The 18,565-nt window shown below is 43.9% G+C and carries 16 protein-coding genes and 1 pseudogene; 2 read left to right on the top strand and 15 right to left on the bottom strand.

Annotated features, from left to right (window positions below; all coding sequences use genetic code 11):
- Window positions 1–145: 145 nt before the first annotated feature.
- Window positions 146–760, bottom strand: coding sequence for a copper amine oxidase N-terminal domain-containing protein (locus G7035_RS19660; RefSeq protein WP_019687785.1), 615 nt, complete (start codon window positions 758–760; stop codon window positions 146–148).
- Window positions 761–1,029: 269 nt separating this feature from the next.
- Between G7035_RS19660 and G7035_RS19655 the strand changes: the two genes are divergently transcribed.
- Window positions 1,030–1,770 carry a hypothetical protein gene (locus tag G7035_RS19655; RefSeq protein ID WP_019687786.1) on the top strand — a complete coding sequence of 247 codons (741 nt, stop codon included), beginning with the start codon at window positions 1,030–1,032 and terminating at the stop codon, window positions 1,768–1,770.
- 98 nt (window positions 1,771–1,868) lie between these two features.
- On the opposite strand, the gene G7035_RS19650 is transcribed toward G7035_RS19655, so the two are convergent.
- Together G7035_RS19650 and G7035_RS19645 are read right to left on the bottom strand one after the other, a co-directional pair.
- Window positions 1,869–2,093, bottom strand: coding sequence for a hypothetical protein (locus tag G7035_RS19650; RefSeq protein WP_019687787.1), 225 nt, complete (start codon window positions 2,091–2,093; stop codon window positions 1,869–1,871).
- A 463-nt stretch (window positions 2,094–2,556) separates the two neighbouring features.
- Window positions 2,557–3,039 (bottom strand): hypothetical protein, encoded by a 483-nt coding sequence (locus G7035_RS19645; protein WP_019687788.1) that lies wholly within the window; start codon window positions 3,037–3,039, stop codon window positions 2,557–2,559.
- A 427-nt stretch (window positions 3,040–3,466) separates the two neighbouring features.
- Here G7035_RS19645 and G7035_RS19640 point away from each other — a divergent pair, with 427 nt between their 5' ends.
- Window positions 3,467–3,838 carry a helix-turn-helix domain-containing protein gene (locus tag G7035_RS19640; protein WP_019687789.1) on the top strand — a complete coding sequence of 124 codons (372 nt, stop codon included), beginning with the start codon at window positions 3,467–3,469 and terminating at the stop codon, window positions 3,836–3,838.
- A gap of 20 nt (window positions 3,839–3,858) precedes the next feature.
- Here G7035_RS19640 and G7035_RS19635 read toward each other — a convergent pair whose 3' ends face one another.
- The 12 genes and pseudogenes from G7035_RS19635 to G7035_RS19580 form a co-directional block, all read right to left on the bottom strand.
- Window positions 3,859–4,272 (bottom strand): hypothetical protein, encoded by a 414-nt coding sequence (locus tag G7035_RS19635; protein ID WP_019687790.1) that lies wholly within the window; start codon window positions 4,270–4,272, stop codon window positions 3,859–3,861.
- A gap of 333 nt (window positions 4,273–4,605) precedes the next feature.
- Window positions 4,606–4,983 (bottom strand): hypothetical protein, encoded by a 378-nt coding sequence (locus G7035_RS19630; protein WP_019687792.1) that lies wholly within the window; start codon window positions 4,981–4,983, stop codon window positions 4,606–4,608.
- A 2-nt stretch (window positions 4,984–4,985) separates the two neighbouring features.
- A pseudogene (locus G7035_RS19625) lies at window positions 4,986–5,570 on the bottom strand (AAA family ATPase); the annotation flags it as partial.
- Window positions 5,571–5,684: 114 nt separating this feature from the next.
- Window positions 5,685–6,380 (bottom strand): YdcF family protein, encoded by a 696-nt coding sequence (locus G7035_RS19620; protein WP_019687794.1) that lies wholly within the window; start codon window positions 6,378–6,380, stop codon window positions 5,685–5,687.
- Complete coding sequence (locus G7035_RS19615) at window positions 6,377–6,934, bottom strand: ribonuclease FAU-1 family protein (protein ID WP_013371544.1); 558 nt, start codon at window positions 6,932–6,934, stop codon at window positions 6,377–6,379. The genes G7035_RS19620 and G7035_RS19615 overlap by 4 nt, the downstream gene beginning before the upstream one ends.
- A gap of 165 nt (window positions 6,935–7,099) precedes the next feature.
- On the bottom strand, window positions 7,100–9,760 hold the full coding sequence (locus tag G7035_RS19610) for a PBP1A family penicillin-binding protein (RefSeq protein ID WP_019687795.1): 2,661 nt from the start codon (window positions 9,758–9,760) through the stop codon (window positions 7,100–7,102).
- 190 nt (window positions 9,761–9,950) lie between these two features.
- Window positions 9,951–10,193 (bottom strand): RNA chaperone Hfq, encoded by a 243-nt coding sequence (hfq, locus tag G7035_RS19605; RefSeq protein ID WP_013371546.1) that lies wholly within the window; start codon window positions 10,191–10,193, stop codon window positions 9,951–9,953.
- Window positions 10,194–10,213: 20 nt separating this feature from the next.
- A complete protein-coding gene (miaA, locus tag G7035_RS19600) occupies window positions 10,214–11,194 on the bottom strand; it encodes a tRNA (adenosine(37)-N6)-dimethylallyltransferase MiaA (RefSeq protein ID WP_016822097.1) in 981 nt (326 codons plus the stop codon).
- Window positions 11,178–12,029 carry a class I SAM-dependent methyltransferase gene (locus G7035_RS19595; protein WP_019687796.1) on the bottom strand — a complete coding sequence of 284 codons (852 nt, stop codon included), beginning with the start codon at window positions 12,027–12,029 and terminating at the stop codon, window positions 11,178–11,180. Before G7035_RS19595 ends, miaA begins: the two co-directional genes overlap by 17 nt.
- A gap of 12 nt (window positions 12,030–12,041) precedes the next feature.
- Window positions 12,042–14,210, bottom strand: a complete 2,169-nt coding sequence (gene mutL / locus G7035_RS19590) for a DNA mismatch repair endonuclease MutL (protein WP_019687797.1) — start codon at window positions 14,208–14,210, stop codon at window positions 12,042–12,044.
- Window positions 14,211–14,280: 70 nt separating this feature from the next.
- Window positions 14,281–17,100: a DNA mismatch repair protein MutS gene (gene mutS, locus G7035_RS19585; RefSeq protein WP_029515100.1), complete on the bottom strand. Its 2,820-nt coding sequence runs from the start codon at window positions 17,098–17,100 to the stop codon at window positions 14,281–14,283.
- Between the two features lie 109 nt (window positions 17,101–17,209).
- Complete coding sequence (locus G7035_RS19580) at window positions 17,210–18,445, bottom strand: putative amidoligase domain-containing protein (RefSeq protein WP_019687798.1); 1,236 nt, start codon at window positions 18,443–18,445, stop codon at window positions 17,210–17,212.
- Between the last annotated feature and the right edge of the window lie 120 nt (window positions 18,446–18,565).

Genomic DNA, 18,565 nt, shown 5'->3' with positions numbered 1-18,565 from the left:
AGATAAAATCATGGTTTTACTAACAACACATTATCAATGTACAAGCAGAAAAGTATCACAGATTTATGTAACTTTCTAAAACCTGTGATACTTTAATTGGTGTATTAGGTTGATTAAAAAACTTCTCTAGCTCATTTACATGGCTCTAATATGTTATTTTCAGAGAGTTATTAATGCTGTCTAATTCAATCCCTGCACCTAATCCCCTAGCAAAAACCTGAGCAGGAACATAGGTAACTCCTTTTATTACTTTAGGTGCTGCACTCACTGTTTCAGATGATCCATTGTAAAACACTATTTTGCTTCCAATGGTAAGTGTCATTTTACTATTTCCTTTAGTTACGCCAATTGTGCCACTATTATTATCATAGTTCAGGGTAGCACCCAAACCTTCAGCAATCTCACGAAGTGGAACCAAATTGGTATTCTGATAAATCAATGGCTCACTACTAAAACTTAATTTATTTCCGTTTACATAAACTCTTAATCCAGATTCTTTATAAGCTGGCTTCGCTGCTTTAGGCTTTGCAGCGCTCTTTTTAGGAGTTGATTTACTTGAACTCGAAGATGAGGAACTACGTGAAGAAGATCCTCCACCATTATGATAGTGATATTCCCCGTCTTGAAGTCCCCACTTAGCACAGTTAGTACGACAATAATGCCCACCATTTGAATCAGTTCTACCCGGATGAGCATATGCTGTAGCACTGGAAAGAATCAACACTAAGGCAAATGAACTAGCTAATACTTTCTTTTTCACTCTTACACAACCCCTTTTTAGTATTATATACCTAGTATATTAGCACAATGTACCAACATTAAGGAAGAATTTTGTTTCATATTTAAATAAATCCAACAATAAGATATATGTTTAGTATTTAGACTCACTCACATTACTTCAATTAATTATGATAAATCTAATGCTTCTCTCCTACTGTAATTATATATGGACTATTTTTCCTTTTATAGGTTGACTTTAACATAAAATGATAGATATACTATACTCATATTTAAAAAAGGAGGAAAAAAATGAAGAAATTAGCTGCTAGATTCTCAAGTCTACTTCTGGTTGGATTAATGTTACTCCCTACTGGTGTGTACGCCTCATCTAGTAATGATGATTCCATTTCAGCAAAACCAGCCGTCGAAGGTGAGATTGTTCAGGCTTACCGTGTAACTGACAATGGGTTAGTTGAACTCAGCCAAGATGAATTACAGGCTTACAAAGCTCAGGAAGAAGAGGCAAATAAGAGCGCACAATTAGAATTAGATAAAGATTCTAGCAAAAAAAATTCACAAAATAACGGCGCTATTACACCAAATGCAATTAACGAATACTATTGGCGATATGAACAATCTACATTCAAATCTGCTGTACCTATGGATTCTCTTAGAAAACGTGTTTCCCCATATGTATATAATCGAACTCAAGATAATGCTACAAGAGCAATTTCCTCTTCTACAAGTCAGACATGGCAAGCAAATATTAGTCTTTCCTATGAGCACAAAAATGCTGTTACAGGAACTTTAGGAGGTGGCTGGTCTAAAACCACTACTTTCTCTGATACAACAACCACTACTATAAGACCTAATTATATGAGTTGGGCTGAATTTACGCCTATTATGGATAAATCTTTCGGTTATTTGAAAGAATATTATTCATTGAATGGTTCAGTGAGAACAAATAAATACACTGAAATATACATCGCAAGAGAGGTTAGTGGTCGTACTGACGGTATCTTAACCGTTAAAACTGCCCCTATCAATTAATTCAAAGGAGGTTATCCCGAGAAAGGGTAGCCTCCTTATTCTGTATATGCTCATATAGTTAATACTCCGCAATAAAAATTCAATTCAAACAATCTAATTTACTTTCCTTTTCTAATTTCCTCTATGATGATATAAGTTACTCCTATAATTAAAGCGATTATACTGAGTATAAGTAGAACGTCATGTCCTTTTAACCTATTCAATGCTATATCCAATGGTGAATCAGCATAGTTTACTACACCGTTTGTTACAATAAAATATCTCGACACATATAGTATAGTTGCTATAAAACAAAATGAGACTCCAGCCGCTCTTCTATTCATTTATTCATCTCCTTCTAAAGTATTGTAAAAATATCTATTTATGTTTAATCATACATTATATTTTTTTTAACAGCAATGAAGCTATAATAAGGCTAATAAAAAAACGCCTACTTCTAGCCGCTTACATATCAAAGGAGAGCTAAGTTTAACCCTCCTTGACTCCTATATATATATTCTCTCTTGTTTCAGCTTCCTTTTCATACGCCTACCTGTTGGCTTGAGCCAGCACTTTCAGACTGATTAATTGACCATCCCAAGTCTGTAAGAAGAGTTTCCCCTTTATGAGTCGTCCACATCTATACATTATTGTTGCTCCTTATTTGATAGGAGTATTGTTAATATTATTGTGTCTATTCCAGTGTAGTGTGTCTTTTACACTAGGTTGTCACGATAAAATGATAATTTTACAAAGTTTAAAAAATACTCAGCCTCTACAAGAATGTTCCCGTAGAGGCTTTTTTACTTACATAAGAGATAGTGATACTTCTACCGCTGTACAGTATTTCCCTTTTTCCTGACGAGCACTATAAATTTCATAAGGACCTTTTGTCTCAAGTTGGCTCAATTTGAATTGATTCATCGGTTCTTGAAACAATTTTTCTAAAGCTAGTCTCTTGTTGCGATAAAAATCATAAAGAAAACTGTTCACATTAATATAACTGCAAGTGTCTATCCTTTCTCTTCTGATTTTAGAAAGCAAAGACTGTTCAGGTAGGTCGGCTGTTTCCAAAGGCAATCTCTCAACAAATTCATATAACTGGTCAACTGTTTTAAGAAAAAATCTCATCTTACTGATTAGAATAGTGCGATTAGGCCCAATCCCGAATTTTTCTAAAACTTCTTCAAAAGTAATTTCATTATTATGAAGTGTTTTTCCTGTGCTGTATGTATATGAGATGTTTTGCTTTTGAAAAGTTTTTGTCTCTTTTCTTAAAATAATGGTCATTGCTCTTTCTCCTTTTCGCATCTGCGAAGAATAATTTGTTTGCATGTGGTACCCATGCGTCAAAGGTTATATATGGATATACGACGATACACCTACGTGGTTTCAAATATTTGGGACTAGATGATGTTTTGATGAAGATATATTTTTAAATTCAAATGTTTCTGTTAATAGTTTCTCTTTTATCGCCTCGCTTGCTTGGATTCAAATTTTTCTAAAGTGCTGGTTACTTTCTCCTTGGTACAATGATTTTATTTAAGCATTATAGCGAAGTACAAAGTTTTGTACCTAACGCAAGAATACTCCCAACATTTAATATTGTCAAGAAGATTAAGTACAAAACTTTGTACTAAAAAAGTATACAAATATCAGAATATCGTTATAATGATATTGTACATACTTAAAAGTCTTGCCATTGGAGAGATAAAGCATGTTAGAAACAATTGGAAGTAGAGCGAGATTTCTAAGAATTAGAAAAGGACTTACTGTAGAAACGATGATTGAGGATTTAAAAATTCCTGTATTCGACGAAAATAATAACTTATCAGGATACAAAAAAGTAACAAAAGGAACTATTGGCAATCTTGAAAATGATAGAAATAAACCTAACATTGACTTAATCATTGCTCTTTCAGATTATTTTGAGGTATCTACTGACTGGATCTTAAAAGGAAGAGAGTATGAAGGGGTTAAAATGAGAAGTCAAACTGAAGAAGAATTACAATTTTTCTACGATACTACCAAAGAAGAATTTATACAGAAACTTGAGGAAACTATAAATAAGTTTAAAAATAACAATTAAAAAACAGACCCTATAAGGGTCTATTTATGTTGTTCTAAAAAACTACTTATTGTCATAGATACTATTGGATCGGGAGGAGTAATATGAACACCACCATGCTTCATGAGTTCAAGATGTATTTCTGCCCCTATCATATCATCTTTAACAAAACCGCCTTCTGCTGCTGTGAACCAAATTGGTGAACCTTGGGCAAAATTCATTAGTGCTTGTCTGTTGGCATGTGCATTAAAATTCACAGTAAATACTCTTTCTTCTTTTTCGTTGTCAAATTTGACAGTTACAGTAATAATAATAAACTCTTCTTCATGATATGTCATTAACCCGTAGTGTGTTTCATAGGGAACGGCACTATGAGCACCTTTCATTTCTTCTACTCCAGATACTAGAATTAATGGTAGCCCTCCTGTACTAAACACCCCTATTCTTCTTGCCATCAAAAGACCTCCTATTATGTAATGGGTATATTATACCATGAATATAGTTCTATGTAACTATATCAATTATCACAAAAAGAGAATTGCTATAGTTACATAGAATCCTCTTTTTGTTCTTAGTATTGTTGATCAAAAATATCATTACTTGCTTTTTTATATTGTATAAGCCATTATTTATTTCCTTAGGGACTTGATTGGTTACATATGTAGCCAAAGCACCTGTCTTTTGTTTTAAGCCTCCAACTGCACTTCCCAATAAGAATTCCCTAAACAATAAAATTCTACGTTAATTTAGCCCTTCTCAGGTCTTATAGATACAATGTTGCTCCACGTCTATGCTAACACATGACCTTCTCTAAGTACTTGTCTTATATATGGAGGACTATACTTATATTTAGCATAGATTTGATTTAGTGTTAGTCCTTGATTGTAGTGTAAGTCATATAGTAATGGATAGTCTTTGGCTCGCTTGATTTTTGATCTCTCTTTATGGCTTATCAACTTAACACCTTTTGCTTTAAAGAGCGTTTTGATCGTCCACCAGTTTACTCCAGCCTTTTCAGCAATTTGTTCAAAACTTAATAGATCAACTTGGTATAACTTTAATAGTTCTTCGAATTGATCCTCATATTCCTCCCATTTGTTCTTTCTGTCTTCACCTCCCCACTTCGGCCTAACTAAATCAATTGAATCATATGCATAGATTGTCAAACCATGGCCTTTACCAGGGTATCAATCGCTTCTTTTCCGAAATCCTTTTCCCCTCCGCGTGCTAAACTGTAAGCCTCATCAATGAACAACACGCCGCCAAGAGATTTCTTTACCAGGTCCCGCGTTTTTTGTGCGGTGTGGCCGATATACTCACCTACCAGATCAGCTCTCTCCACCTCAATCAGATGGCCCTTGCTCAGTACCCCCATTTTTTGCAACATTTTAGCGATAATGCGGGCTACTGTCGTTTTCCCCGTACCTGGATTTCCTTTAAAAATCATGTGATATACGTGTGCGTTGCTCAACAGACCCGCATCAGTGCGCATATGAGCAATTTGCAAAAAGGCATATACCTCAAATACCAGTTCTTTGATGTTATCCAAGCCGACGAGATGATCGAGTTCTTTCTGAATTTCCTGATAAAGACTGAGATACTGCGGTAGCGCCTGCGACTTGGTCGAAGCCACTGCTTCCGTCTCGTCCACAGTCACCGAAGCGATCGGCTCCGGGCTACGCAGCACGACATTGATTTGTCTGGAAGGTCTCTCCTCCGACCGCTTGCCCGCGGCGATTCCCCGTCCGTTCATGCATCCATCACCTCAACATTTCTTCAGGCACAGCTTACCCTATTAATGTATTCGGTCCAGCATGTCCTTATTAGCATAAAAGCAACGAGAACGCGTACAAAGCCTTCCCTCAATTCAGGCAATCCAAATTTGAGCACTGATCCACCACCGTTGTAGCGTCCATTTAGCGTAAGCCAATACTTCTCTTGATTGGTGAATTGGCATATTCAGCACTTTGGATTCGGTCAGAGCCAGCTGGGGATGATCGAAATTCAAAAATTGAGCAATCTCCAACGCGCGAGGACCGTGATAGCTATGTGTGATGATTACGGTGGAGTTCCAGCCATATTCCTTCATGATACGCTGGCTGTAGAGCAAATTTTCGTAAGTACTGGTTGCCTGGTTTTCTAACACAATATGCTGTACAGGGACTCCTCTATCTACCAAGTAGCGTTGCATCCCCTCGGCCTCCGTATACGGAAAATCAGGTTGATCCAGTCCTCCACTTACAATTAGTCGCTGCACCATCCCGTTACGATATAACCGCAAGGCTTCTTCTAATCTTTCTTTTAAACCAGGACTGGGCTCAGCTCCCCACATAGAGGCACCTAGTACGATACCAATTTGTGCATGCTGAAGCGGAGTGGTAGAGGCAGCTGTATTCATATTCCATACTCGGATACCTGCCCATACCAATCCGACCAAAATGAAAATCATCAAACCAAGTATGAGACGCTTCGATACCATAAATATTTTCCCATTGCGACTTTGCCTGTTTTTTGGCTCATGGCGTTGGGTCCCAGTACTTTTAATCCACTGCAAAAATTTCACCGTTCTCTCTTGAAATCACCGTTATGAAACCATTCTGCCCGGTGTTTCAGCGACATTTTAAAATAGGGGAACATGTGAGCATCGATCTGATGTAACAGGTCAGCCGCTGTTCGGTTAGCCAATTCTGCTTCTTGCGTAGAAATATGCCCCCGTTGTAGCGCCTCCTCCAGTTCATCCTCATCCACCAGAAAGATTTCACCGTTTTTAAGCACGACCACATCCAAATACAAATCATCAAACCAAGGAACTCCTTGATCGGTTACTCCTTGATTTCGGCAGGTATCAATGTACCATTCGACGATTTGCTCTCGATTGTCAAACATAGCAGTCACCACATAATGCTTACCTTTTGGATAATATTGCAACCAGGAATAACCTTTATCGGCTATGCAAAACGTATGACCACCATAACTTTTCCATAATGGCTCCTTGAGACTCAAAATAGTATACAGGGTCACATATCCTGTAAACGCATCACTTTCTACATACCGGCAAGCAAACTTGCGATTGGTGATTCTTCGCCAGTTGGCCCGGTCTCCGAATTTGCGCTTCATAAATGATGTTCCTCTCCAACATTGGTAAAACCAGCTTACCATATTTAAACTATACACTCAAAAATAACCCCTGTATTACAGCAAAAAAGGTATTTCCAGACTGTCAAAACAGTCCGAAAATACCTTTGATTTAAAGCCAATATCATCTTATTTAAAACATATTTGCTAATCCCGGTTGTGACGTCCCCGATTGGAGTTGGAATGACCGTTGGATTTGCCTTCCTGACTTCCATCCATTATAGCACCTGTGGTAGATGCATCTGTATTTTCTGGATTGGTCATAGTATTTTCATCAGTTATACCTGAATCCGGTGTAGTCGTCTGACCATTCCCCTGATTTGTATCGTTTCCGTTACCAAAATTGTCATTACTGTTTCCTGTGCCTCCAGTACCATTTCCATTGTTACCTCCAGGAGACGTTGGAGCTTGTTCAGAACCAGTACCGTTATCGGTTCCTCCAGGAAGTGTATTCCCCTGGTCCGTGCCATTCTGACCGTCTATATTCTCGCCATTATCCGGTACGGTTCCATCCTGATTAGGATCGTTTCCTGGCTGCTGATCTATCGGAGTAGTTTCTGCTGGAATTTCTACGCTAATCGTGTTGGAAGCTGCGGATTCTTTACCATCCGCTCCATAAGCTACGACATAGTATTGATACGTCTTTCCAGCTACAGGAGACGTATCTTCACCACTCGTGCCTCTCATCGCCTCCATAATCGTCCGGAAACTTCCTTCGGAAGATTCTTTACGATACACACGGTATTGCACATTATCTCCCTCAGCCGCATTCCAAGACAACGATACAATTTGGGTATCCTGACTATACGACCCGCTCAGTCCGCTTGGAGCGGTGGCCTGAACTGGCTCTTCTGGCTTCTCCTCAACGGGTGGTTCATATCCCTTCGGCTCGCTAAATTGCGTCACTGGGTGTCCCTTGAGTGCTTCACCCATAACCCTTCCGAAGAAGGCCGCTGACTGGCCGCTGTAGTTTCTCAACATATGCCTGCTATCTGGCTTGTCATACCCCATCCATACCGCTCCGGTATATTCCGGCGTATAACCGACAAACCAAATGTCCCGGTTACCACTGTTACCACTGATTCCACTTTGGGTCGTACCCGTTTTACCAGCTACAGGCCAGTCGATACGTGCTTTGCGACCTGTACCGCTATTGACCACATTTTGCATCATTTTTGTCATTTCATAAGCCGTTTTCTCACTCATAACAGATTTGGATTCCTCATTATGAGTATAAACCACTTGATCATCACTATTGTTAATTTGCTTAATGGAGTAAGCTTTTTGGAATTGTCCTTTATTGGCAAAAGCGCTGTAAGCCTGCGCCATTTCAAGGGTATTTGTTCCTTTGCTTAATCCTCCCAATGCGATAGCAAGCGAGTGATCATTTTTGTCCATCGGTATGCCTACGCTCTCGGCGAATTGAACCCCTTTTTCCACACCGATTTGGTTCAACAACCATACAGGTGGTATATTTTCAGACTTCGTAATGGCATCCATCATGCTGATGGTGGAAGAGTAACCATGCAAGTTTTTCGGACTGTATCCGTTAAAACTTTGCCGTTCGTTACTCAAAGGAGTATCTATCGTAAATTTACCGGATTCAAGAGCTGGCGCATAGGCTACAATCGGCTTAAAGGCCGACCCTGGCTGTCTGCGGCTCTGCGTCGCACGATTAAAGGTTCCCTTTTTGTAATCCCGTCCGGGTGCCATCGCGGCAATACCACCTGTCTGGTTATTGATAATAACCATTGAGGCTTGGACAGGCTGATCGTCGGGACTTTTTTCGAACATATCATCATCCGCCATCGCTTGATCCAGCGCATTTTGAGCCTGAGCATCCATTGTCGTATGAATTTTATAACCGCCAATAATCAGATCATTACCGCTGACTCCTGGCAAGGCATCCTCTGCCTCATCCATGACATATTCCATAAAATTTTGATACTTTTGTACTTTTTCCGGTTGTTTGTAATCGTAATTTATAGCTTTGGCTTCTTCCATTTCCTGCTTTCCAATCATTCCCTGCTCAAACATCAGCTGGAGAACCACAGCACGCCGGGCCTTTGAGTTTTCAGGGTTACTGATCGGGTTATACTTGGATGGCCCTTTCGGAATAGCCGCCAGTGTAGCGACTTGCCACAACTTTAATTCGTTTAGGTTTGACACTCCAAAATAGCCTTCCGACGCTGCCTTTATTCCAGAATATGAGCGTCCAAACCAAATCCGATTCAGATATAGCGTAATAATTTCATCTTTAGTCAAATTCCGCTCCAGCGCCATTGCGATGGATACCTCTGTCGCTTTACGGAAAAAGGTTTTGTCACGTGTCAAAAACAAGTTTTTGGCCAACTGCTGAGTCAGCGTACTACCGCCCTCCACCGCAGAACGAGCAACGATATCCTTCACTGCCGCCCGACCGATAGACCAAATATCAACTCCTTGATGCTCCATAAAACGCTTATCCTCGGTTGCAATAAAAGCTTTTTTGAGCAACGGTGGAATTTCTTCACTTTTCACAGGATCACTTTTTTGCACAGACAGCTCACCCATAAGCACACCGTTGCGGTCATAAACCTTTGATGTCTCGTTCACAGTAATTTTGTCCTTGTTGGCTTTGTAGATTTTTTCGCCATTAACCATGACAAATAAATAACCACCAAGTGCACAAAATATGGCTAATGCTGCTGTAATAAACAGCGTCCACCCAACTCGCTTACCTGTTATTTTCTTTTTCTTGCCCTTCGGCTTCTCTTTAGATGTGTTTCTATTGCGATTGCCGGATCTGGACAATGAATCGTTTGGCATTCCCCTGACTCCCTTTCGCGAATAATCATAATGTCGCCGAGCGTAAGCTTAAAGCTAGCTGTCGGCAGCATGAAAGTAAACGGAATGAAAAGAACAACCCTGATCAGGTTGCTCCCGGTCACATTCCTATACAGTTAGACGAGACGGACGCCTGAAAAGTTTCATCACCCGGGCGGCCGTCCTGCCGTAATCAGTTATCGCTGGCGTTATCTTGTTGTACAAGCGATACGTTGCGTTGCGGTGTAAAGGTGGAGATGGCATGCTTGTAGATCAGCTGTTGCTTTCCATCCGAATCAATAACGATTGTAAAATTGTCAAATGCTTTAATCGTTCCTCGCACCTGAAATCCATTGATGAGGTATACCGTCACAGGTATAGAATCCTTGCGCAATTGGTTCAGAAACGTATCTTGGATATTAATAGACTTGTTCATTTTAGCCGTACCCCCAATAATCATTTGGATTGTTTTGAAGTATATTCAAGGTCTGTCCGGAACTTTCCTGCTATAATTTCGTGTATTCGGGCTGCATGAGCAGAAAAATTTTCGAAATCAGTGACATCTACCCACTGGATATCCTTCATATGGCGAAACCACGAGAGCTGTCGCTTCGCAAAATGACGCGTATCCCGTTTTAGCCAAGTCACCGCCTCCTCCAAAGACACCTCTCCCCGCAGGTAGGAGGATATCTCTTTATAGCCTAGACCTTGCATGGAGATGGCATCGCTTCGCACTCCCCGTTCCATTAAGGAGGTTACCTCAGCAACAAGCCCTTGATCGAGCATCCCGTCAATTCGGTCTTCAATACGTTTATATAGCATTTGCCTATCCATTGTCAAACCTACGATGCAGAGTTGGTAGGGAGATTCCTTTTTTTGACTGGCAAGTTGAGAGCTAAGTGTTGTTCCGCTAACATGGTAAATTTCCAGCGCTCTCACGACTCGACGACGATCATTTGGGTGCAGACGAAGTGCACTTTCGGGATCAACTGCCTGTAGTCGCGCATGAAGCGCGTCGGCTCCATACTGATCGGCATAGTCAAGCTGTTCCTGACGAAAAGCTTCATCTGCCCCTACCTCAGAAAACTGGTATTCATAGCAAACCGATTCTACATACAAACCTGTCCCGCCTACGATGAAAGGTAGCTTTCCTCTAGATTGAATATCAGGTATGAGACGACGACAGTCTTCCTGAAATTGGGCTACTGAATATGGGTATTCAGGCTCATGAATATCGATTAAATGGTGCTTGATTCCTTTCATTTCCTGTTCGGAAATTTTGGCAGTTCCAATGTCCATATGACGGTATACCTGCATGGAATCCCCGGAAATAATTTCCGCGTCAAATTGTCGAGCCATTTCGATGCTTAGTTTCGTCTTGCCAACCGCAGTCGGGCCAACAAGAACAAGTAGTTTAGGCTTAGATGCCACTGTCAATATCAATCACTCCGTACACTGTTTTCGTTGTGCCCCGTTGCTCCACACGGAAGCCGAGGCGGGCAAACTCTCCGCTACCCCTTTTTTCTTTCAATACAATTGTTTTTCTTGCAACCCTTTTCGCATGAGCAATACTTTCTTCATTCAATGCATCTGGATTGGCCAATCCTCTCAATGGACCGATTGCACTGGAATCAAGCAACGGATCACGGAACATCGGGTCAAAATAAATAATATCTACACTGCGGTTCGGCAAGCTACGCAAATAGTCCAGATGATGACCAAAACGAACGTCAATGTCGGAAAAGGCTCTATCTACTGCAGCATTACCGGAACGGTAATGTCTCATCCCATCCTTGATTAATGCATAGACAGGGAAGGAACTCTCCACAGCTGTGACTTGTCCAGAACTTCCCGTTCCAATGGAAAATAAAAGTGAATCCGTACCTAGCCCGGCCGTGCAATCCAGCACGGTATCACCCGGGGTAAGTCGGGCAGCCGTCAACATCGGATCAGCCTCGCCCTTTAATACCCTTTTGGCTCGAATGAATCCCATACTTGGATGAAAAACCATCGGTGGTTGTTCCGGACTAATCAGCCTCACCCCGCCCTGCACCAGCACCAGAGCCTGACGGACTCTGTGAGCAGCGATTAGCTTAGCTACTGATATGCCACGACGTGGGGCGTACAGCACCCCAAGCTCGGCTGCAAGCAGCTTCGCACGCTCCACAACCTCGTCCGAGGGAGAATCTCCTGTCGTGACCAGTAATTCAGCTTGTTTCTCACGAAGCATCATCTGCTTTTCTTCTTCACGTTTTTCCCAATCCTGCAACATATTTATACTCCCTTACATTACTCTTTTAAACAGCTTCTCCAAATCATATGTGGAAAAGGAAACAACGATGGGGCGCCCATGGGGGCAGGTATAGGGTTGTTTGCAGGCTGCCAAACGTTCTAACAGCACGACGGCCTGTCGGTCAGTCAGCTTCTGATTTGCTTTAATCGAAGCCCGGCAGGAGCACATGATTGAGGCTGCCTCCCGCAGTTTAGCTAGATCAATGGCTTTTTCCTCCAGCACCCATCCAGCCATTTCCTCAATGACATCCGCTTCTTCTCCTTTGGGGAGCCAGTACGGATATGAGCTGACACGGAAGGTTTGCCCGCCAAAATGTTCCAAATACACCCCCGCCTGTTCAAACCAATGCAACCTTGTTTTCAATTTTTCCGTTTCGGAAGGCGTAAATTCCAATGTAATTGGCAGTAACAACTCCTGTGATACTGATTCAGGATTGCCAAATTTTTCGTAATAAAATTCGTAATTGACCCGTTCATGGGCGGCATGCTGATCAATTAAATACAAGCCCTGGTCGTTCTGTGCAATCAGATAGGTTCCATGGTGCTGACCGATTAAATTCAGCTCAGGAAAAGTAGGCACCTCAGGAGCTGCCCCCGACAACGCTGCCAATTGCTCTGTCTTCAGACGTTCCTGGTGCGTCTTCTGATCCGTGAATTTAGTAGTGTTGTCTGCAAGGGGGGAAACAGAAGAACGGTAAGCGGCAGAAGCAGCCGTTTCCTGTATCCCTTCGCTGTACGAGGAAGAGACATCTGTTTCGGCATGATCTCCTGTGGATATCCGTGTAGTCATCCCATCAGGAAGTGACACGCTCCCTCTATCATCACTCCCGTTGTTTTCTTCCACAAAATCTGCATCCAGTTCGTCATCACTGATACTTTGACGAGCGAGAGTGTTTGCCTGTCCATTGACTGAATGGCTCCTCTCCCTACTCGGATGTTGCTCACGCTCCTGGCTAATCTTCTTCTTCTCTTCATTACTGGTCAAGTGATTGGATTGTGTCGATTCCTGGACCTGCGGCGAAGCCATAGAAAGAGGTAGCGTTCGATTATGACCATTATCCGAAGAAGCATCTACTTCTGCACCATTTCCTTTCGAGAAATGAAACTGCTCCTGCACAAACGAGCCACTATCCTTACCGCCAATTTCGCGTTTAACTGCCTTCGGAATCAGCACTTGCTGCCCTAAAACAGCTTTTACCGAATCTTCAACCAACTGAAACAGTTCAGCTTCTTTACTGAACCTCACCTCCAGCTTGGCTGGATGGACGTTAACATCCACCAAAGAAGGATGCATGTTTAGTTGGATCACAGCCAGCGGATAACGATTGATCGGCAACAAAGTATGATACGCCTTGAGCAGTGCCTGATTGAGCCCATAGCTTCGCACAAATCGTCCATTCACTACTGTCGAAATTGCATTGCGATTCGATCGGGTCCACTCTGGGCGACTGACATAGCCGCTTATTCGGTAATCAAGGCTTTCTCCTTCCACCATCAACATTGATTTTGCTGCAGAAGTTCCGTAAATAGCAGCAATCACTTGGAGCAAATCACCATTACCTAGCGTTTGTAACAATGTATTACCATTATGCCGCAATGTGAAGGCCACTTCCGGGTGCGAAAGCGCCATTCGGTACAATACATCCGAAATGTGCCCCAACTCCGTCTGGATTGTTTTCATATATTTTAGCCGTGCAGGTGTATTATAAAACAGATCGCGTACGGTAAAATCCGTCCCCTGCCTACCAGCAGCATCCTCGTGAAGTACCAGTTTACCGCCCTCAATCACCAGTTTACGGGCACGGCCGTCATCTCCTGCTGCTGTAAGCAGCTCTACTTTCGATACAGCCGCTATACTGGGCAATGCCTCTCCCCGGAAGCCGAGACTTGTGATTTGGAATAGGTCGCGGCCATGTCCGATTTTGCTTGTCGCGTGCCGATAAAATGCCGTTTCCACGTCTTCGGGCTCTATCCCACTGCCATTATCCGTCACCCGAATACTTTGCAGGCCGCCCTCTTCTACCCATACGTCCACTCGTGTACCGCCCGCATCAATCGCATTTTCCACCAGTTCCTTCACGACGGAGGCTGGACGTTCCACGACCTCACCGGCAGCAATCTGGTTCGCAATATGCTCATCTAGCACTCGAATTTTAGACATCCTTTTAACCTCCTCCTGACTTCAAAGTGTGATGAAAAATAAGCAAAATAATAATGCCTAATATTTTTAATTACAGACCATTGGCTTTATTTTTTAATTCATTTAACAATTGCATTGCCTGTAAGGGTGTCATGTTCATGACATCAGCATTTTTCACCTTCCGCAAAATTTGGCGCACGATCGGATTAGCTTCTACCGTCTCTGGGTGTGGCTTGGAGGGAGCAAGATCCTGCTCTCCGAAAATGGACAGCTGTACCACGTCAGAAGCTGATCGCTCCAACTCACCTGAATCTTCCACAATCTGTAAAGCATCTTCTTTTACCAGGGTGGCTTGGTGTGATCCAGACTGGACTTGTGGTGCTGTATCTCCGTTCGCTGACAATGTCTGGCCTACATATTTTGCGGACATTGGAGAAATTTCTTCTGTCTCTGACACTGTACGAAGATCAGTCCCTTCCTTCGCTCCTCCTACAGCCTCGGTGCCCGCCGTTACTTGAGCTGCCGCCTGTTCAAAACCATACAGCAGACCATTCGCTCGCTCAATAATGTTATTAGGCAAACCTGCAAGCCGGGCACAATAAATACCATAGCTACTGCTAGCCGCGCCTGGTATGAGCTTGCGCAGGAAATTCACCTTATCGCCGCTTTCCTGCACAGCCATGGAGTAATTTCGCAGCGAAGACAGACCTTGCTCCAAATGGGCCAGCTCATGGAAATGCGTAGATACCAGCGCCTTACAACCAATCGTATCATGCACAAATTCGATGACCGCTTGTGCAATTGCCATCCCTTCGCTGGTGGACGTCCCTCGTCCCAGTTCATCAATAATAATCAAGCTTCGCGGAGTTGCCTTGTCCGTCATGACTTGAATATCCGCCATTTCGACCATAAACGTACTCTGCCCGCCGATGAGATCATCCGCAGCGCCGATCCGTGTGAAAATGCGATCCAGCATCGGCACTTTAGCACGTGCAGCCGGGACAAAGCAGCCAATTTGAGCCATAATCGCAATGAGGGCAACCTGACGCATATACGTACTTTTCCCAGCCATATTCGGACCGGTGATGAGTAGAATATGCGCATCGGCTTCTTCCAACACTGTGTTGTTGGCGATAAAGCCACCATCTTTCATTACGGCCTCCACAACCGGGTGCCGTCCCTGTTCCACTACAAAATCATATCCTGTTGTCAGCTCAGGTTTCACGAATCCACGTTCCGCGCTAACCGTTGCCAGCGACTGATACACGTCGATTTCAGCAACTTGCTCTGCCAGCTTTTGCAAACGGGGAATTTCAGCGTTCAGTTTACCGCGAAGCTCGGAGAAAAGCGTGTACTCCAGATCCACCATTTTATCCTCAGCTTCCAGAATCAGCGATTCCTTTTCCTTCAATTCCGGTGTGATATACCGTTCTGCATTCGCCAACGTCTGTTTGCGTTCATATCGACCTTCCGGTAATGAAGCCAAATTGGATTTGGTCACCTCGATGTAATAACCAAACACTTTGTTGTATCCGATTTTGAGCGACCGAATGCCGGTTGCTACACGTTCCTTGGCCTCCAACTCAGCAATCCAACGCTTACCATTCACACTTGCCTCACGCAGTTCGTCCAGATGCTGATGGTAGCCTTCCTTTATAAGCCCTCCATCTCTTACGGAAATCGGGGGTTCATCGGCCACTGCTTCCTCAATTAGCGTACACAGGTCTGTACAGCTGTCCAATGTTTGTGCAATCCGTCTCAGCGTATCCGACGGAGATTCAGCGCACAGCTCACGTAAAGACGGAATTTGGGCCAAAGACAGCTTGAGGGCGATCAAATCTCGTGCATTAGCACTACCAAAAGCGATCCGTCCTACCAAACGCTCTAGGTCGTAAATCTCTTTAAGCTGAGCACGTACATCCTCGCGGAAAATAAACTGGTGGTATAGCTTGTCTACCGCTTCTAACCGTTCCTCAATTAAATTGCTACTCAACAGCGGCTTGTCGATCCAACGACGCAACAAACGTGCGCCCATGGATGTCTCTGTCCGATCCAACAGCCACAGCAGCGAGCCTTTCTTGGAGCGTTCACGCACCGTCTCCACCAGTTCCAGATTCCGGCGGGTAAATGGATCCAGAATCATAAAATGATTAGGCTCATAGACCGAGATTTGGGTCAGTTGACCTAACGATCTTTTTTGCGTTTCATTTAAATAGGAAATCAGGCGCGATACGCACCGTCTGCGTTCCTCCGTAAGCCTTGCCCACGTGGCTTCACCAAATTGATCCCGTACCAGATCATCTTTGGATTTGTCCCACGCCGTATACACAACCCGCCTTCCAACAGGGGACATACGGGAGGTCACGAAATCGAGCAAATGACCATCTCCCAACATTTCGGACGGCTCATAAATGTTAATTTCATCTAATAGCCATTCTTTCGAATCAGGTACGGAAGTCACATAGAGTTCACCTGTCGACAAGTCGCATGCCGCCAGCGCCAGCATCCCGTCCGTCTCTGTGACACATACCATGTAGTTGTTGGATTTATCACCCAGCACTTTGCCCTCCATGACCGTACCCGGGGTCACAACACGGACGATATCCCGCCGCACCATTCCCTTCGTAGCTGAGGCTTCCTCCATTTGCTCACAGATAGCCACCTTATAACCCTTCTCAATAAGGCGTTGTATGTAATTTTCTGCTGAATGATAAGGCACGCCGCACATTGGAATTTTCTCCGCGACGCCACCCTCACGACCAGTCAGTGTAATTTCCAGCTCCTTGGATGCAAGAATCGCATCATCAAAAAACATCTCGTAAAAATCCCCTAGGCGGAAAAACAAAAATGCATCTTTAGCCTGCTCTTTTATAGATAAATATTGCTCGATCATCGGTGTATATTTAGACATACCGTTACCTAACCTCCACACTTTGTTCCGTTAATCTTATAATTATCTTTCATTATATCAAAAATGACAGTCGATAACATGAAACCCTCTCGGGTGTTGACACCTGATTTTACGAAAGCTTCCAGTACGGGCGCAAATCCCGTGTTTCATCCCATTGTTTTCCTCGGCGAAGGCTATCCAGCAGCGGCGCTATATAAGCTTCATATTGAGAATAGATCTCTAGTGAAACCATATCTAAAATAACTGGCTCCATATACTCTCTAAGTACAACCTGGTTTCCTTCATAAAAAGCTCTGTGAGCCTCTTCTTCTCCCAGCGGCCTACGCTGCAAACGTGAATATTGGGAAGCGATCAGAAACGCCATCCCAATCACACCTTTCGCCAGCTGTGGCGAGATTAGAAAACTAGGCAGTGTACGATATTCAAAGCCTCCGTAAGACTGACGGCGAAAATCGCCCAAATTGCCATAATGCGGTCTGCGCCGAGCCGAGCGCTTATCTTCTAGCAGCGCCAGAGGCAACGCCAAATAGTTATCTAGTGCCCTAAGTAGGGCACCATTTAGCGGAACACCGCTGAAATGCAGGTGTCCGCCCAGGGGAAAACCTGGCTGCGGCATTCCGCCCGCCTGCCAGATAAGCGTGCGGTCGTCAATACGCCGAGCTGCTGTTGCAAAAGCTTGGCGCAGATGCCTCAGCAGACGAGCCGGATCTTCGCTCGGGGCAGGACGAAGCTCAGCAACCGGATACAGCGTTCGCCCTCGGCGGGTAACGGCATCGCAGCCAGCTATGCCTAGTCGGCCCAAATATCTAGAAGCCGGAACAACCCTCCCCTCTGGCATACGAACCAGCACAAATTCGGGGTCCATTCCGATTAATAGTCGCGCGCTCCCCCGTTCTGCTGAAAGTTCTTCTCCCGGAGCATCCTCTTCACGAGCAGCAACTTCGTATAGCGTGGCCAAACGTCTATCGTTCAGCCAGGGCTGTGCCAAGACTTGGCGAATCTGACAATTACGCTCTCCCAGCGGCGTCAGCACTACCTCACCACTGTCCAAACCGAGTGTATACAACGCACGTACAGCCAGCCGCTCCATCCGGACATAGAGCGGGGATTGAGAATCTAGTTCAGACAAATCATATGTGCTAACTTTGGTAGAACCTTCGAGGGCACGTCTACGGATTTCCAGTCCCCGCAGTTGATGGATTTGCACCGCGTAGCCGATCGTAAAATCTGCTGCACTCTCATTCAGCCAACGAACCGATATACCTGAACGCTCCAGTCTGCGCATTTTTTCATCATCCGTCATCTCTCTGAAGCGTTTGAGCGCCTGTCCCGGTTGCCGCATCATACTCCCCCTTCGTTCTACGTACGGACTTCAACGATCCAAAACGACAAAAAAGGAGGGCCTTTGCCCCCTGCGCAATATCAGCCGGCGCAAAGAGTAAAGTGGCCCTCTTTTTGGTCACTC

The sequence above is a fragment of the Paenibacillus polymyxa genome (assembly GCF_015710975.1).
GTDB lineage: Bacteria > Bacillota > Bacilli > Paenibacillales > Paenibacillaceae > Paenibacillus > Paenibacillus polymyxa.
Note: the sequence above shows the minus strand (reverse complement) of the source record. Positions and strands in the feature narration are given on the sequence as shown.

Bases quoted from the DNA above. Each gene is read 5' to 3' on its own strand.
- mutS (WP_029515100.1), bottom strand. From the start codon at position 17,100: ATGTCTAAATATACACCGATGATCGAGCAATATTTATCTATAAAAGAG.
- G7035_RS19640 (WP_019687789.1), top strand. From the start codon at position 3,467: ATGTTAGAAACAATTGGAAGTAGAGCGAGATTTCTAAGAATTAGAAAA.
- G7035_RS19655 (WP_019687786.1), top strand. From the start codon at position 1,030: ATGAAGAAATTAGCTGCTAGATTCTCAAGTCTACTTCTGGTTGGATTA.
- G7035_RS19635 (WP_019687790.1), bottom strand. From the start codon at position 4,272: ATGGCAAGAAGAATAGGGGTGTTTAGTACAGGAGGGCTACCATTAATT.
- G7035_RS19645 (WP_019687788.1), bottom strand. From the start codon at position 3,039: ATGACCATTATTTTAAGAAAAGAGACAAAAACTTTTCAAAAGCAAAAC.
- G7035_RS19650 (WP_019687787.1), bottom strand. From the start codon at position 2,093: ATGAATAGAAGAGCGGCTGGAGTCTCATTTTGTTTTATAGCAACTATA.
- mutL (WP_019687797.1), bottom strand. From the start codon at position 14,210: ATGTCTAAAATTCGAGTGCTAGATGAGCATATTGCGAACCAGATTGCT.
- G7035_RS19595 (WP_019687796.1), bottom strand. From the start codon at position 12,029: ATGTTGCAGGATTGGGAAAAACGTGAAGAAGAAAAGCAGATGATGCTT.
- G7035_RS19615 (WP_013371544.1), bottom strand. From the start codon at position 6,934: ATGAAGCGCAAATTCGGAGACCGGGCCAACTGGCGAAGAATCACCAAT.
- hfq (WP_013371546.1), bottom strand. From the start codon at position 10,193: ATGAACAAGTCTATTAATATCCAAGATACGTTTCTGAACCAATTGCGC.
- G7035_RS19610 (WP_019687795.1), bottom strand. From the start codon at position 9,760: ATGCCAAACGATTCATTGTCCAGATCCGGCAATCGCAATAGAAACACA.
- G7035_RS19580 (WP_019687798.1), bottom strand. From the start codon at position 18,445: ATGATGCGGCAACCGGGACAGGCGCTCAAACGCTTCAGAGAGATGACG.